This window comes from Streptomyces sp. NPDC002463, assembly GCF_042889835.1.
In the GTDB taxonomy this organism is placed as follows: domain Bacteria; phylum Actinomycetota; class Actinomycetes; order Streptomycetales; family Streptomycetaceae; genus Streptomyces; species Streptomyces nymphaeiformis.
The window spans coordinates 72,322-86,707 of record NZ_JBIARL010000007.1; the positions used below are offsets into that span (position 1 = coordinate 72,322).

The 14,386-nt window shown below is 70.1% G+C and carries 12 protein-coding genes and 1 tRNA gene; 6 read left to right on the top strand and 7 right to left on the bottom strand.

Going from position 1 to position 14,386, the window contains the following annotated elements:
• Positions 1-19: 19 nt before the first annotated feature.
• Positions 20-1,801: a sensor histidine kinase gene (locus ACFYX3_RS16065; RefSeq protein ID WP_389013931.1), complete on the bottom strand. Its 1,782-nt coding sequence runs from the start codon at positions 1,799-1,801 to the stop codon at positions 20-22.
• A 200-nt stretch (positions 1,802-2,001) separates the two neighbouring features.
• Positions 2,002-2,088, bottom strand: a tRNA-Leu gene (locus ACFYX3_RS16070).
• 448 nt (positions 2,089-2,536) lie between these two features.
• On the opposite strand from ACFYX3_RS16070, the gene ACFYX3_RS16075 reads away from it, so the two are divergent.
• From ACFYX3_RS16075 to pknB, 6 genes are all read left to right on the top strand, one after another.
• Positions 2,537-3,394: an FhaA domain-containing protein gene (locus ACFYX3_RS16075; RefSeq protein WP_389013387.1), complete on the top strand. Its 858-nt coding sequence runs from the start codon at positions 2,537-2,539 to the stop codon at positions 3,392-3,394.
• Positions 3,395-3,404: 10 nt separating this feature from the next.
• The gene (locus ACFYX3_RS16080) at positions 3,405-3,923 is read left to right on the top strand and encodes an FHA domain-containing protein (RefSeq protein WP_376583487.1); all 519 of its coding nucleotides are present in this window, start codon (positions 3,405-3,407) and stop codon (positions 3,921-3,923) included.
• A gap of 171 nt (positions 3,924-4,094) precedes the next feature.
• Positions 4,095-5,585 (top strand): Stp1/IreP family PP2C-type Ser/Thr phosphatase, encoded by a 1,491-nt coding sequence (locus tag ACFYX3_RS16085; protein ID WP_382656155.1) that lies wholly within the window; start codon positions 4,095-4,097, stop codon positions 5,583-5,585.
• A 26-nt stretch (positions 5,586-5,611) separates the two neighbouring features.
• Entirely contained in the window at positions 5,612-7,054 is a 1,443-nt protein-coding gene (locus ACFYX3_RS16090; RefSeq protein ID WP_389013392.1) for an FtsW/RodA/SpoVE family cell cycle protein, read from the top strand.
• Complete coding sequence (locus ACFYX3_RS16095) at positions 7,051-8,517, top strand: peptidoglycan D,D-transpeptidase FtsI family protein (protein WP_389013395.1); 1,467 nt, start codon at positions 7,051-7,053, stop codon at positions 8,515-8,517. Before ACFYX3_RS16090 ends, ACFYX3_RS16095 begins: the two co-directional genes overlap by 4 nt.
• A gap of 155 nt (positions 8,518-8,672) precedes the next feature.
• Entirely contained in the window at positions 8,673-10,694 is a 2,022-nt protein-coding gene (gene pknB, locus ACFYX3_RS16100; RefSeq protein WP_389013398.1) for a Stk1 family PASTA domain-containing Ser/Thr kinase, read from the top strand.
• Positions 10,695-10,763: 69 nt separating this feature from the next.
• Here pknB and ACFYX3_RS16105 read toward each other — a convergent pair whose 3' ends face one another.
• From ACFYX3_RS16105 to ACFYX3_RS16125, 5 genes are all read right to left on the bottom strand, one after another.
• Positions 10,764-11,453: a class E sortase gene (locus ACFYX3_RS16105; protein ID WP_389013401.1), complete on the bottom strand. Its 690-nt coding sequence runs from the start codon at positions 11,451-11,453 to the stop codon at positions 10,764-10,766.
• Between the two features lie 37 nt (positions 11,454-11,490).
• On the bottom strand, positions 11,491-12,843 hold the full coding sequence (locus ACFYX3_RS16110) for a class E sortase (protein ID WP_389013404.1): 1,353 nt from the start codon (positions 12,841-12,843) through the stop codon (positions 11,491-11,493).
• On the bottom strand, positions 12,840-13,478 hold the full coding sequence (locus tag ACFYX3_RS16115; protein WP_116160005.1) for an aminodeoxychorismate/anthranilate synthase component II: 639 nt from the start codon (positions 13,476-13,478) through the stop codon (positions 12,840-12,842). The genes ACFYX3_RS16110 and ACFYX3_RS16115 overlap by 4 nt, the downstream gene beginning before the upstream one ends.
• Positions 13,475-13,636 carry a hypothetical protein gene (locus ACFYX3_RS16120; RefSeq protein ID WP_030206689.1) on the bottom strand — a complete coding sequence of 54 codons (162 nt, stop codon included), beginning with the start codon at positions 13,634-13,636 and terminating at the stop codon, positions 13,475-13,477. Before ACFYX3_RS16120 ends, ACFYX3_RS16115 begins: the two co-directional genes overlap by 4 nt.
• Before the next feature lie 64 nt (positions 13,637-13,700).
• Positions 13,701-14,372, bottom strand: a complete 672-nt coding sequence (locus ACFYX3_RS16125) for a class E sortase (protein WP_389013409.1) — start codon at positions 14,370-14,372, stop codon at positions 13,701-13,703.
• Positions 14,373-14,386 lie beyond the last annotated feature (14 nt).

Sequence of the window (14,386 nt, forward strand, 5' to 3'; positions counted from 1 at the left end):
CGATACGGGCCGCTCAGCGCTAACGCTGCTCGACCGTGTACGACTTCTTCTCGATCAGCTTGCCGTCCTTGAAGCAGAACCGGAAAACGGGCTCCTCGTAGTAGGCGGTGTCGCCCATGTCCGAGGAGACCAACACCAGGCAGTCGGCTCCCGCGGGCCGTGCGGGTCCCCCCTCGTCCAGGCCCGCCATGGCTATGGTGTCGCCCGAGGGCAGCTGGTCCCGGACCTCCTTCTCGGTCATCCCGACCTTCACCGCCTCGTACTGGGCGGGGTCGATCATTCCGTCACTCACCGAGCCCAGGAGGAAGGAGAAGGCGAAGCCTCCCGCCACCACCAGCAGGACGACCGCCGCGAACGCGATTCCGCAGCCGATCGCGATCCCCCCGCCCGTGCTCCCGCCCCTGCCCCCATGCACCGCCATGGCCAACTCCCGCTCCGTGAACGTCCAGTCGGCCGGTCCGACCGCGACCGGACGACCATCGCCCAGCAGCGGCTTCGTGGTCTGCTGCCGGAAGTCGTCGGCCGCATCGACCAAAGGCGCGGCCTCGGCGACCGGCGCCGCCCCGTACGGCAGCATCCCGGCCACCCGGAACCCGCCGTCGTCGGCCGGGCCGGCATGGCACATGCCGCCCACCAGGCGGGCCCGCTCGACGAGCCCGGCCAGCCCCTGGCCGCCGCTCACCACGTCCTTCACCGGTCCGTCCACCGGCTTGCCGTTGACGACCTCCACGACGAAGGTGTCCGGCTCGTAGCGCAGTTCGACGCCGATCGGCGTCCCGGGCGCGTACTTGTAGGCGTTGGTCAGGGCCTCCTGCACGATCCTGTACGCGGCGTGGTCGGCGGCCGGCGCCAGTGGTCTCTCCTGACCGAGCCGCCGCAGCCCGACCGAGGTGCCCGCCGCCCGGGCCGCCGCCACGAGCCCCTCGATGCCGGCGGTCCCGCGCGCGGCCCGCCCCGTCTCGTCGCCGACGGGCGCGGGCGCCGCCGCCGTACCGTCCTGTGCCGCGATTCCGTCCCGGAGTATCCCGACGACCTCCCGCAGTTCCTGCATGGCGGTCACCGAGGCGGTCCGCAGGACGCCGACCACCTCGCGCTGCCGCTCGCCCAGCTCGCGGTCCACTTCGAGGGCTCCCGTGTGGACGGCGATCAGTGCCAGCTGGTGCCCGAGGCTGTCGTGCATGTCCTGGGCGATCCGCTGCCGCTCGCGCAGCCTGGCCTGCCAGACCACCCAGTTCCGCTCGCGCAGCAGTTGCGCGTTGCGCTCCTGGAGCGCGTGCAGCAGGGTCCTCCGCTGGGTCCAGTAGCGGTGGGCGAGTCCGGGGGCCAGTGTGGTGCCCAGGTAGTAGAGGGTCGCCATGAAGGCGACGGTGAGCAGCCGCTGCCGGTCCCAGGTCTCCAGGAGCGTCCCGCCGACGTTCAGGACGAAGGCGGCGACGAACGCGGCCAGCGCCCGCCCCGCGCTGGCGACGTACCGCCCGGACGACCAGCCGAGCACGATGAGCAGGGGCCCGAGGCCGGGCAGGAAGGGTGCGAGGCCGGCGGTCAGGACGAGTACGCCCGCGGGGAGTCTGCGCCGTGCCAGCGAGAGCACGGCCGCGCCCACGGCGACCGCGGCCAGCTGCCGTCCCTCGCCGCCGAGGAGTTCCTCGGTGCCCGCGGCGAGCAGCGCGAGGACCACGGCGAGGGCCACCTCACCGGTGATCCTCTGCCGTGACCACCGACCGGGCATCACGAACCAGTTCCACCCGGCGGCGGCCCTGGTTCCGAGCTCGCGCGCGGTCCGGCTCCCCGACTTCGACATAGCGTCCACGCTCGAACCCTAGGCAGCGCCCGCCACCGCGGACGCCTCTCTTTCGTCTCGCCCTCCGAAGACAAAAGTCGCGCGTCCCGTGCGCCGACGCGTACCGAGTTCCCAAGTCCCGTGCGCCGACGTGGGAAGGGTCACATTCGTGCCGACATACGCGGAAGCCCCGTAGGTCGATGACCTACGGGGCTTCCGTCTGGTGCGCGAGGGGGGAGTTGAACCCCCACGCCCTTGCGGGCACTGGAACCTGAATCCAGCGCGTCTGCCTATTCCGCCACCCGCGCATTGGGTGGTCTCCCTGCCCTCTCACTTTTCAGTGGGAGCGCCTGGCGACATCTGAAGATTAGCACGTCGCAGACCGTGGATTCACATCCGTTGTTTCGCCCCCGCTCCCGGAGAACAAGGAGAGGGGGGAGAGCCACCACGAGCCGGCGCGGGCCGCGAGCCCGCCCGGACCGTGGGCGGCGAGGAGTGGGGAAGCCGGGAAGGGAGAAGGAGAGGAAGGAAGAAGGGGGGAGGAAGCGGACGGACCGTCCCGGAACCCCGGCCCGAGCCTCCGCTCCCGCAGCCGGGTGCGGGACACTGTCCACAGGCCGCCTCTACGATCCGTGGGGAAAGCCTGTGAGAGGTGACACTCGTCCACAGGGCAGAGAAGGGGAACCAGCCGATTTCCCGACGCGTGGATACGATCAGTAAGCAGTACCAGGGCGACAACGACGGAGGAGGTGCCCCATGGGAGTCCTGAAGCGTTTCGAGCAGCGGCTCGAAGGTCTGGTCAACGGCACCTTCGCCAAGGTCTTCAAGTCCGAGGTCCAGCCCGTCGAGATCGCCGGCGCGCTCCAGCGCGAGTGCGACAACAACGCGACGATCTGGAACCGTGAGCGGACGGTCGTCCCCAACGACTTCATCGTGGAGCTGAGCACGCCGGACTACGAGCGTCTCAGCCCCTACTCGGGCCAGCTCGGCGACGAGCTCGCCGGCCTGGTCAGGGACTACGCGAAGCAGCAGCGGTACACCTTCATGGGCCCGATCAAGGTCCACCTGGAGAAGGCCGAGGACCTCGACACCGGCCTGTACCGCGTCCGCAGCCGCACTCTGGCGTCGAGTACGTCACAGCCGCAGCAGCACCAGCAGCAGGGCCCGGGCCAGGGCCGCGGCGGTTACGGGTACCCCCCGGCCGGCGCCCCGCCCATGCCCGCCTCTCCGCCTCCCGGCGCGCCCGGCCACCGGCCGACGGCTCCCGCCGGACGTCCGGCGGGCGGCCCCGGATCCATGCCCGGCCCCGGCACCCACGCCGGTGCGGGCTCCGCGGTGCGCCGCTGGATCGAGATCAACGGCACCCGCCACCAGATCTCCCGCCCGACCCTGGTCCTCGGCCGCAGCACCGACGCGGACGTGAGGATCGACGATCCCGGCGTCTCCCGCCGGCACTGCGAGATCCGGACCGGAACGCCCTCGACGATCCAGGATCTGGGATCCACCAACGGCATCGTGGTGGACGGGCAGCACACCACCCGCGCTACGCTCCGCGACGGCTCGCGGATCGTCGTGGGCAGCACCACCATCGTTTACCGGCAAGCCGAAGGGTGAAGCGGGGGCAATGTCAGAGCTGACCCTGACGGTCATGCGGTTGGGTTTCCTGGCCGTTCTGTGGCTGTTCGTCATCGTGGCCGTCCAGGTCATCCGCAGCGACCTTTTCGGTACGCGGGTCACCCAGCGCGGTTCGCGGCGCCAGGAGGCGCGACCCCAGCAGAACGCGCGGCAGGCCGCCGCGCCTCCGCAGCAGCGCGGCCAGCAGAGCGCGGGCGGTCGCCAGCGCCGTGGTGCGCCGACCAAGCTGGTCGTCTCCGAGGGCACCCTCACCGGCACGACCGTCGCCCTCCAGGGCCAGACGATCACGCTGGGCCGGGCGCACGACTCGACGATCGTGCTCGACGACGACTACGCGTCCAGCCGCCACGCCCGGATCTACCCGGACCGGGACGGCCAGTGGATCGTCGAGGACCTCGGGTCCACGAACGGCACGTACCTCGACCGGTCCCGCCTCACCACCGCCACACCGATTCCGCTGGGCGCGCCGATCCGCATCGGCAAGACCGTCATCGAGCTGCGGAAGTAGTACGAGAATGAGCGAGCGGAGCGAGCGAGCCGGGACGGTCCCCGCCACAGGACGTGCCGCGCTCCCGACCGGAGCGAATGGATCGACCGGCGTGACCGGAGCGACCGGAGGGTGGGCAGTGTGGGTCGAGACCGGCTGTACCCCGATGCAGCGTCGACAGGGCAGGTGGGCATGACTCTGTCCCTTCGATTCGCCGCGGGCTCGCACAAGGGCATGATCCGCGAGGGCAACGAGGACTCGGGTTACGCCGGGCCCCGGCTGCTCGCCATCGCCGACGGCATGGGCGGCCAGGCCGCCGGCGAGGTCGCCTCCTCCGAGGTGATCTCCACGCTCGTCACGCTCGACGACGACGTCCCCGGCTCGGACATCCTCACCTCGCTCGGTACGGCGGTGCAGCGCGCCAACGACCAGCTGCGGATGATGGTCGAGGAGGACCCGCAGCTGGAGGGCATGGGCACCACGCTCACCGCCCTGCTGTGGACCGGCCAGCGGCTCGGGCTCGTGCACGTCGGGGACTCCCGCGCCTACCTGCTCCGCGACGGCTTCCTCACCCAGATCACCCAGGACCACACGTGGGTCCAGCGTCTCGTCGACGAGGGCCGGATCACCGAGGAAGAGGCCACCACCCACCCGCAGCGCTCGCTCCTCATGCGCGCGCTGGGCAGCGGCGACCACGTCGAACCCGACCTCTCCATCCGTGAGGTCCGGGCCGGCGACCGCTATCTGATCTGCTCCGACGGCCTGTCCGGCGTGGTCTCGCACCAGACCCTCGAGGACACCCTCGCCAGCTACCAGGGCCCGCAGGAGACCGTGCAGGAGCTGATCCAGCTCGCGCTGCGCGGCGGCGGTCCCGACAACATCACGGTGATCGTCGCCGACGTCCTCGACGTCGACGGCGGCGACACCCTCGCCGGTCACCTCAGCGACACCCCGGTCATCGTCGGCGCCGTCGCCGAGAACCAGGCGCAGCTGAACGACGGCGGGGCGATGCAGACCCCGGCCGGCCGCGCCTCGGGCCTCGGCCGCACCGCGCCGCACCAGCAGCCGCCCGCGGGGGGCTTCGGCCCGCCCGGCAGCGGCGACGACCACGGGTACGGCGGCATGCCCCCGCAGGGCTCCTTCGACTCGTACACGGACGAGGACTTCGTCAAGCCGCGCACCGGCCGCAAGTGGCTGAAGCGCTCCTTCTTCCTCGTCCTCGTCCTCGGGATCGTCGGCGGCGGCCTCTACGGGGGCTGGCGCTGGACGCAGACGCAGTACTACGTGGGTGCCAAGGACCAGCACGTGGCGCTGTACCAGGGCATCAGCCAGGACCTGGCGTGGGTGTCGCTCTCGAAGGTCGAGAAGGACCACCCCGAGATCGAACTCAAGTACCTCCCCGCCTACCAGCGGAAGCAGGTCGAGGACACGATCGCGGGCGGCAGCCTCGGCAAGGCCGAGACGAAGATCTCCGAGCTGGCCGTGCAGGCCTCGGCCTGCAAGAAGGCCGAGCAGCGTCACGCCGCCGCGGAGAAGGCCGCCGACCAGGCGAGCAAGCCGCCGGCCCAGAAGCCGGCCGGCACCGCCACCCCTGACTCCAAGCCCACCACAGCCGCTCCGTCCCCGGGTCCCACCCTCACCGCGGAGGAGCAGAAGCTGGCCTCGAACTGCGGCAAGCAGTAAGCACCCGTAGGGGGCCTTTCACCACCATGAGCGTTGTCACCAACACGACCACCATCGGCGCGATCGAGGCGCCGAGCCGCCGCAACACCGAGCTGGCGCTGCTCGCGTTCGCCGTCATCATCCCGGTGTTCGCGTACCTCAACGTGGGCCTGGCCATCGACGGCAAGGTCCCGGCCGGAATGGCCGGGTACGGCCTCGGCCTGGCCCTGCTCGCAGGCGTCGCGCACCTGGTGGTGCGCAAGTGGGCCCCGTACGCGGACCCGCTGCTGCTCCCGCTGGCGACCCTGCTGAACGGCATGGGCCTGGTGCTGATCTGGCGTCTGGACCAGTCGCCTCGGCTGATCGCGCTGGCGAAGCGCACGTACGGCGCATTCAGTGAGTCCGCGCCGAACCAGATGATGTACTCGGCGATCGGCATCGCCATGTTCGTGGGCGTGCTGCTGCTACTCAAGGACCACCGAGTGCTGCAGCGGTACACGTACATCTCGATGGTGGTGGCGCTCATCCTCCTGCTGCTGCCGCTGGTGCCCGGGCTCGGCGCGGACGTCTTCGGCGCCAAGATCTGGATCCGCGTCGGCGGCTTCTCGATCCAGCCCGGTGAGTTCGCCAAGCTGGTGCTGGCGATCTTCTTCTCCGGCTACCTGATGGTGAAGCGGGACGCGCTGGCCCTGGCCAGCCGCCGTTTCATGGGGCTCTACCTGCCGCGTGGCCGTGACCTGGGCCCGATCCTGACGATCTGGGCGATCAGCCTCCTCATCCTGGTCTTCGAGAACGACCTCGGTACCTCGCTCCTGTTCTTCGGCATGTTCGTGATCATGCTGTACGTGGCGACGGAGCGGACCAGCTGGGTCGTCATGGGTCTGCTGATGTCTTCCGCGGGTGCCGTGGTCGTCGGTTCGACGGCGAGTCACGTGCAGTCGCGTGTCCAGGCCTGGCTCGACCCCTTCGAGTGCCTGAAGACGGCGCCTGCCGGCTCCAACATGGCGTACGCCTGCGACCAGATGACGCAGGTGCTGATGTCCTTCGGCTCCGGCGGCATCCTCGGCACCGGTCTCGGCCAGGGCAATTCAGACCTGGTCCAGTTCGCCGCGAACTCCGACTTCATCTTCGCCACGGTCGGCGAGGAGCTCGGTCTGACCGGCGTGATGGTCTTCCTGCTCTTCTACGGCCTGATCATCGAGCGCGGTGTCCGCACCGCGCTCGCGGCCCGCGACCCGTTCGGCAAGCTGCTGGCGATGGGTCTCTCCGGCGCGTTCGCGCTGCAGGTCTTCGTCGTCGCCGGTGGTGTGATGGGTCTCATCCCGCTCACCGGTATGACGATGCCGTTCCTCGCGTACGGCGGATCCTCCGTCATCGCCAACTGGGCCCTGATCGGCATCCTGATCCGGATCAGCGACACCGCGCGCCGCCCCGCGCCCGCCCCCGCCCCGAACCCCGATGCCGAGATGACCCAGGTGGTCCGTCCGTGAACAAGCCGCTGCGCCGGGTCGCGATCTTCTGCGGCCTGCTCATCCTCGCCCTGCTCCTGCGGGACAACTGGCTCCAGGCCGTCCGCGCCGAGGAGCTGAACTCGAACCCCAAGAACCGGCGCGTCCAGATCGCGCGGTACTCGAACGAGCGCGGCAACATCATCGTCGACGGCAAACCCATCACGGGCTCCGTCGACTCGGGCGACAAGTTCTACAAGTACAAGCGGACCTACACGGACGGCCCCATGTGGGCCCCGGTCACCGGGTACGCCTCGCAGGCCTACGATGCCAACCAGATCGAGAAGATCGAGGACGGCATCCTCACCGGCAACGACGACCGGCTCTTCTTCGACCGCACTCTCGCCATGTTCACCGGCGAGAAGAAGAAGGGCGGCGACGTCGTCACCACCCTCAGCGGCGCCGCCCAGAAGGCCGCCTACCAGGGGCTCGGCAGCAAGATCGGTGCCGTCGTCGCCATCGAGCCGAAGACCGGCAAGATCCTCGCGATGGCGTCCACGCCCTCGTACGACCCCTCCTCCTTCGCCGGCTACTCCGGCAAGGACGAGAAGGCCTGGGTCGCGCTGGAGAGCGACAAGAACAAGCCGAAGCTGAACCGCGCGATCCGCGAGATCTACCCCCCCGGCTCCGTCTTCAAGGTCGTCACCGCCGCCGCCGCGCTGGAGAACGGCAAGGTCACCGACATCAACGCGGCGACCGACACCCCCGAGGGCTGGAAGATCCCCCTCTCCAACCGGGAGATGGTCAACCACGCCAAGGGCTGCGCCAACACCAGCCTCATCCACGCCCTCGAGATCTCCTGCAACTCGGTCTTCGCGAAGCTCGGCGACGACGTCGGCCGCGACAAGATGGTCGAGATGGCGGAGAAGTTCGGCTTCAACAACGAGCAGTTCACCCCGGTCCGCTCCTCGGCCTCCGTGTTCGACAAGAACGCCGACCGCGGTGGCAACGCGCTCTCGTCGATCGGCCAGTTCAACACCGCGACGACCCCGCTGCAGATGGCGATGGTCACAGCGGCGATCGCCAACGACGGCAAGCTGATGAAGCCGTACATGATCGACCAGCTGCGCGCCCCGAACCTCGACATCATCAAGCAGACCGAGCCGGAGGAGCTGAGCCGCCCGGTCTCGCCGGAGACCGCCCAGAAGCTCCAGCAGATGATGGAGAGCGTCGTCACGAAGGGCACCGGCGGCAACGCCGACCTGAACATGGACGGCGTGAAGGTCGGCGGCAAGACGGGTACGGCCCAGCACGGCGAGAAGAACGCCAAGCGTCCGTACGCCTGGTTCATCTCGTACGCGAAGACCTCCGAGGGCTCCCCGGTCGCGGTCGCCGTGGTCGTCGAGGACTCGGCGGGCACCGACCGTGAGGACATCACCGGTGGCGGTCTCGCCGCCCCGATCGCCAAGGCCGTGATGAAGGCGGTCATCAAGACCCGGGGCTGACCCCCGGACCCCGTACGAGCCAGGTACCGGTCAGGTATCAGCTACCGGCCCCGGGCGGAACGCCTCCCCGGGGCCGGTAGCGTATGCGCGAACAGCACACACCGCCGGACCACCCATGGGTGCGGTCGGGACAGACGGAGAGGGCTGGATTAGCTATGGAAGAGCCGCGTCGCCTCGGCGGCCGGTACGAGCTGGGCCCGGTGCTCGGCCGTGGTGGCATGGCCGAGGTGTACCTCGCCCAGGACACCCGGCTCGGCCGCACCGTCGCCGTGAAGACGCTGCGGGCCGACCTGGCCCGTGACCCGTCCTTCCAGGCCCGGTTCCGCCGTGAGGCACAGTCCGCCGCCTCGCTGAACCATCCGGCGATCGTCGCGGTGTACGACACCGGCGAGGACTACGTCGACCAGGTCTCCATCCCGTACATCGTGATGGAGTACGTCGACGGGTCGACCCTGCGTGAGCTGCTGCACTCCGGGCGCAAGCTGCTGCCCGAGCGCACCCTCGAGATGACGGTCGGCATCCTCCAGGCGCTGGAGTACTCCCACCGCGCCGGCATCGTGCACCGTGACATCAAGCCGGCGAACGTCATGCTGACGCGCACCGGCCAGGTCAAGGTCATGGACTTCGGCATCGCGCGCGCCATGGGCGACGCGGGCATGACCATGACGCAGACCGCCGCGGTGATCGGCACGGCCCAGTACCTCTCCCCCGAGCAGGCCAAGGGCGAGCAGGTCGACGCCCGCTCCGACCTGTACTCCACCGGCTGCCTGCTCTACGAGCTGCTCACCGTCCGTCCCCCGTTCATCGGCGACTCCCCGGTCGCGGTCGCGTACCAGCACGTCCGCGAGGAGCCGCAGCCGCCGAGCAACTTCGACCCCGAGATCACGCCCGAGATGGACGCCATCGTCCTGAAGGCACTGGTCAAGGACCCCGACTACCGCTACCAGTCCGCCGACGAGATGCGCGCGGACATCGAGGCCTGCCTCGACGGTCAGCCGGTCGCGGCCGCCGCCGCGATGGGCATGGGGATGGGCATGGCGGGCGCGCCCGCGTACGGCGGGGGCTACGGCGGCTATCCGCCGGAGGACCAGCCGACCACCGCGCTGCGCCAGGCCGACCCGGCCGGCCAGACGTCGATGCTGCCGCCGGTGAACCCGGACGACGGCGGCTACGGCTATGACGACCGCCCGGACCGCCGTCGCGGCGGTGGCCAGAAGAAGTCGAACACCTCGACGATCCTGCTGGCCCTCGCGGGCGTCCTGGTGCTCGTCGGCGCGATCTTCATCGGTGTCGCGCTCATGGACAAGAACGACGGACCGCAGAAGGTCACGGTCCCGCAGCTGGTCGGCCAGACGATGCAGGGCGCGCAGGAGCGTGCCCGCAACGTCCAGGTGAAGGTCCAGCAGGCCGGCACCGAGCGCTGCGACCAGCCCAAGGACACCATCTGCCGCCAGGAGCCGGCCGCGAGCGAGACCGCGAAGATGGACGTCGACGGCACGATCCAGGTGTACGTCTCCGAGGGCGCCCCGCTCGTCGAGGTCCCGGACGTCGTCGAGCAGTCCCAGGACCGGGCCGAGCAGCGCCTCAAGGACAGCGGCTTCAAGGTCAAGGTCGTGGAGGAGGAGTCCGCGGAGGACCCCGGCACGGTCCTGAAGCAGAACCCGGACGGCGGCACCAAGGCGGAGAAGAACTCCGAGATCACGATCACGGTCGCGAAGAAGGAGCTGTCGGAGCTTCCGAGCTTCAAGGGCCGTACCTACGACCAGGCCGCCCAGCAGCTGAGCTCGATCGGCTTCACGAACGTGTCCAAGGAGGAGGTCGACTCGAACGAGCCCGCGGGCACGGTCGTCGACCAGACCCCCCAGGGCCCGTCGAACCAGCCGAAGGACGTCCAGATCGTCCTGAAGGTCTCCAAGGGCCCGCAGCAGACCCAGGCCCAGATCCCCACGGGCCTGGGAGGCAAGAAGTTCAAGGACGTCCGAGACCTGCTCCAGGGCATGGGCTTCACGGTCGTCCAGGCGGGCTCCGACAAGGAGGACGCCCTGGTCGTCAACACGAACCCGCCGGAGGGTTCGATGATCGACAAGACCCAGCCGATCACCGTCTTCACCCTGGGCGGCGGCGGGGACAACAACAACGGCAACCCCGGTGGTGGTGGCGGCGGCTTCTTCGGCTGACGCCCACCAGGACCAAGGCGAGAGCCCCGGCATCCGTACTGGATGCCGGGGCTCTCCCGCTGTCCGGCGTCAGCGCAGTTCCGCCGGAGGGGTCCGGTCGTGGTCGACCTTCTCGGTGCGCTCCAGCTCGCCCCAGACGATGTAGCGGTAGTCCGAGGTGTACATGGGCGTGCAGGTGGTCAGCGTGATGTAGCGGCCGGGCTTGGTCCTGCCGGATTCCTTCGGGACGGGCTGGAGGACGTCCACGTTGTACTTCGTGGTCTCGGGCAGGGTCTTGTAGACCTTGTAGACGTACCAGGTGTCCTTGGTCTCGAAGACGATCGCGTCCCCGGTCTTCAACTTGTGGATGTTGTGGAACTTGGCGCCGTGCCCGTCCCGGTGCGCGGCGAGCGTGAAGTTGCCCTGCTTGTCCTGCGGCAGCGCGGACTTGACCGGGTCGGTGTAGTAGCCGGCGACGCCGTGGTTGAGGACGTCGGTGCCGGTGCCCCGCTTCACCAGGACCTCGCCGTTGTCCATGGCGGGTACGTGGAGGAAGCCGATGCCGTCCTTGGTGTCCAGCGCGCCGGGGGCGCCGGCGGCCCCGTCGGTCGCCCAGCGGTCGCGGACCTGTGCGCCGTCCTTGTCGGCGGCGCGGTCGGCGAGGACGTTGGTCCACCACAGGGAGTAGACGACGAAGAGGCCGAGCACCAGGCCCGCCGTGATGAGGAGTTCGCCGAAGAGGCTGATGATCCCGGCGATCCGGTTGCGCGCGCGTGCCACTAGGTCGTCCCGTCGTCCCGTCCGGAGGTGTGGGGTCTCAGCCTACGAGCGCTTCCGGCTTTCCCTTGCTGCGCGGGCGTTCGTCGACCAGCTTGCCCCACACGATCATGCGGTAGGTGCTCGTGAACTCCGGCGTGCAGGTGGTCAGCGTGATGTACCGGCCGGGTCCCTTGAAGCCGGACTGCTTCGGTACGGGTTCGATCACCGAGACGTTGGAGGGGGAGGTCTGCGGCAGGATGCTGGACATCTCGTACGTGTAGTACGCGCTCTGCGTCTCGACGACGATCGGGTCGCCGGGCTTCAGCTGGTTGATGTACCGGAACGGCTCGCCGTGCGTGTTGCGGTGGCCGGCCACCGCGAAGTTGCCCTGCTTGTCGGCCGGCATGGCGGTCTTGAGCCTGCCCTCGCCGTAGTGGCCGACCATGCCCTTGTCGAGGACGTCGGTCTTGCTGGTGCCCTCGGCGATGGGGACGACGACGTCCAGCTTGGGGATGTACATGATGGCGAAGCCCTTGCCGGGCTCGAAGGCGCCGGGCGCGTTCTTGTCGCCGCCGCCCTTGGCCCAGGTGTCCTCGATCTGCGCCTTGGCCTTGTCGGTCTCCTGGCCGGCCCGGACGTTCGTCCACCACAGCTGGTAGGTGACGAAGAGGAGCATGACGACGCCGAAGGTGATGAAGAGCTCTCCGACGACCCGGCTGGCGACGACGCCGACGCTCTCCTTGGCGGCGCGGGCGGCCCGGCGGGCCTCGACGCGGGAGAGGGGACGTCCGTCGGAAGCGGGAGCGGGGGCCGTGCTGCGGCTCCTGCCGCGGCCGCCCTTGGCGGCGCGGCGGCGCTCGGCCCGCCCGGGCCCCGGGGACGGCGGCTCGGAGGGGTCCTCCACGGCCCGCAGGGGCATCGTCCCGTCCACCGGGGCCGACAGGGGGTCCTCCGGCCCTGTCGGCCCGTACGAGGGCTCGTAGGGGCTCTCCTGGGCGACGCCGACGTGGGCCGTCGCCGACTCCTCGTACGCGTAACTCGCGGCGGACGCGTAGGAGTCGGCGGGCACGTACGGCTCGGGGGCCGGTTGCGGCTCGGCGTGGGCATGGGCGTACGGCTCGGCGCGCGCGTACGGCTCGGCAGGCGGCGCATACGCCTCGGCGCCCGGTTGCGGCTCGGCGGGGACGTAAGGCTCGGCGGGGACGTACCGCTCGGCGGGCGCGTGCGGCTCGGCGGGCGCGTGCGGCTCGGCTGAGGCGTACCCCTCGACAGGCGCGTGCGGCTCGGCGGGGACGTAATGCTCGCCGGCGACGTACCGCTGACCCTCCGCGTAAGGCTCGTACCCGTCCCCCGGTATCGGCTCCGGGCCCGGTCCGTTCGCCGGGCGGAACCACGGCGAGCCCGTCGTCACGCGACGGCCTTGCCCACCACCGGAGCGAGCCCCGCCGACCGGCCGACCGCCCCCTTGTCGCCGCACTGCTCCAGCCAGTTGGCCAGCATCAGGTGCCCGTGCTCGGTGAGGACCGACTCGGGGTGGAACTGCACGCCCTCGACGGGGAGTTCACGGTGGCGCAGCCCCATGATGATGCCGTCCTCGGTCCGCGCGGTGACCTCTAGCTCGGCCGGCAGCGCGGCGGGCTCGGCGGCCAGCGAGTGGTAGCGGGTCGCGGTGAACGGCGAGGGCAGTCCGGCGAAGACGCCCTGGCCCCCGTGCGTGACGAGGGACGTCTTGCCGTGCAGCAGCTCGGGCGCGCGGTCGACGACGCCGCCGTACGCGACGGCCATCGACTGCATGCCGAGGCAGACTCCGAAGACGGGCACGCCGGTGTCGGCGCAGTGGCGCACCATGTCGATGCAGACCCCGGCCTGTTCGGGCGCGCCGGGCCCGGGCGACAGGAGCACGCCGTCGAAGCCGTCCTGCGCGTGCGAGAGCTCGACCTCGTCGTTGCGGAGGACTTCGCACTCGGCACCGAGCTGGTAGAGGTACTGCACGAGGTTGAAGACGAAGCTGTCGTAGTTGTCGACGACGAGAATTCGCGCGCTCACTGGCCGTCCACCGTCACATCGTTGAACGGAAGCAGAGGCTCCGCCCAGGGGAACACGTACTGGAAGAGGACGTAGACGATCGCGAGGACCAGCACGATCGAGATCAGCGCCCGTACCCACGCGTTGCCCGGCAGATGCCGCCAGATCCAGCCGTACATGACGTCGACCGCCCCTTCCGTTCGTTACGGGGACCAGAGTACGGGGCGAGGGGGCCGTGGGGGGTCAGCTGTCCAAAGCCTGTGGACGGCCGTCGGTCACCGGCCGGGTGGCGTCGAGGTGCGCCCAGACGATCAGCCGGTGGCTGCTGCCCCACTCGGGGTCGCAGGTGGTGAGGGTGAGGTAGCGGCCGGGCCCGTCGAAGCCGGACTTCCTGGGGACGGGGTCGACGACGGCGGTGTCGGCGGGGACGGTCCGGTACGGGCCGCGGTCGATCCGGTACGTGAACCAGGTCGTGCCGTCGGTGAGGACGACCACGTCGCCGGGGCGCAGGCGCGGGAAGTCCTTGAAGGGGTCGCCGTGGGTCCTGCGGTGGCCGGCGACGGCGAAGTTCCCGGTGCCGCCGAGCGGGGCGGTGCGGGCGTAGTGCCCGAGGCCCTGTTTCAGGACGTCGGGTCCGGTGCCTTCGAGGACGGGCCATTTCCAGTCGCGGCCGAGCCGGGGGACGTACATGACGGCGATGCCCTTGCCGGTGACGTACGGCGCCGGTACGCGCGCGGGTGCGGGTGCGGCGGCGACGGGCTTGTCGGCCCACTCGCGCTGGAGGGTGTCGATCTGGGCGGCGCTCGCGCTGTCGGCCTGGACGCCGGTCCAGTAGAGGAGGTACGCGACGAAGAGGACGACGAGGGCGCCGGCGGTGATGCACAGTTCGCTGAGGGTCCTGACGACGAGACGCAAGCGGCCCTCCCGCC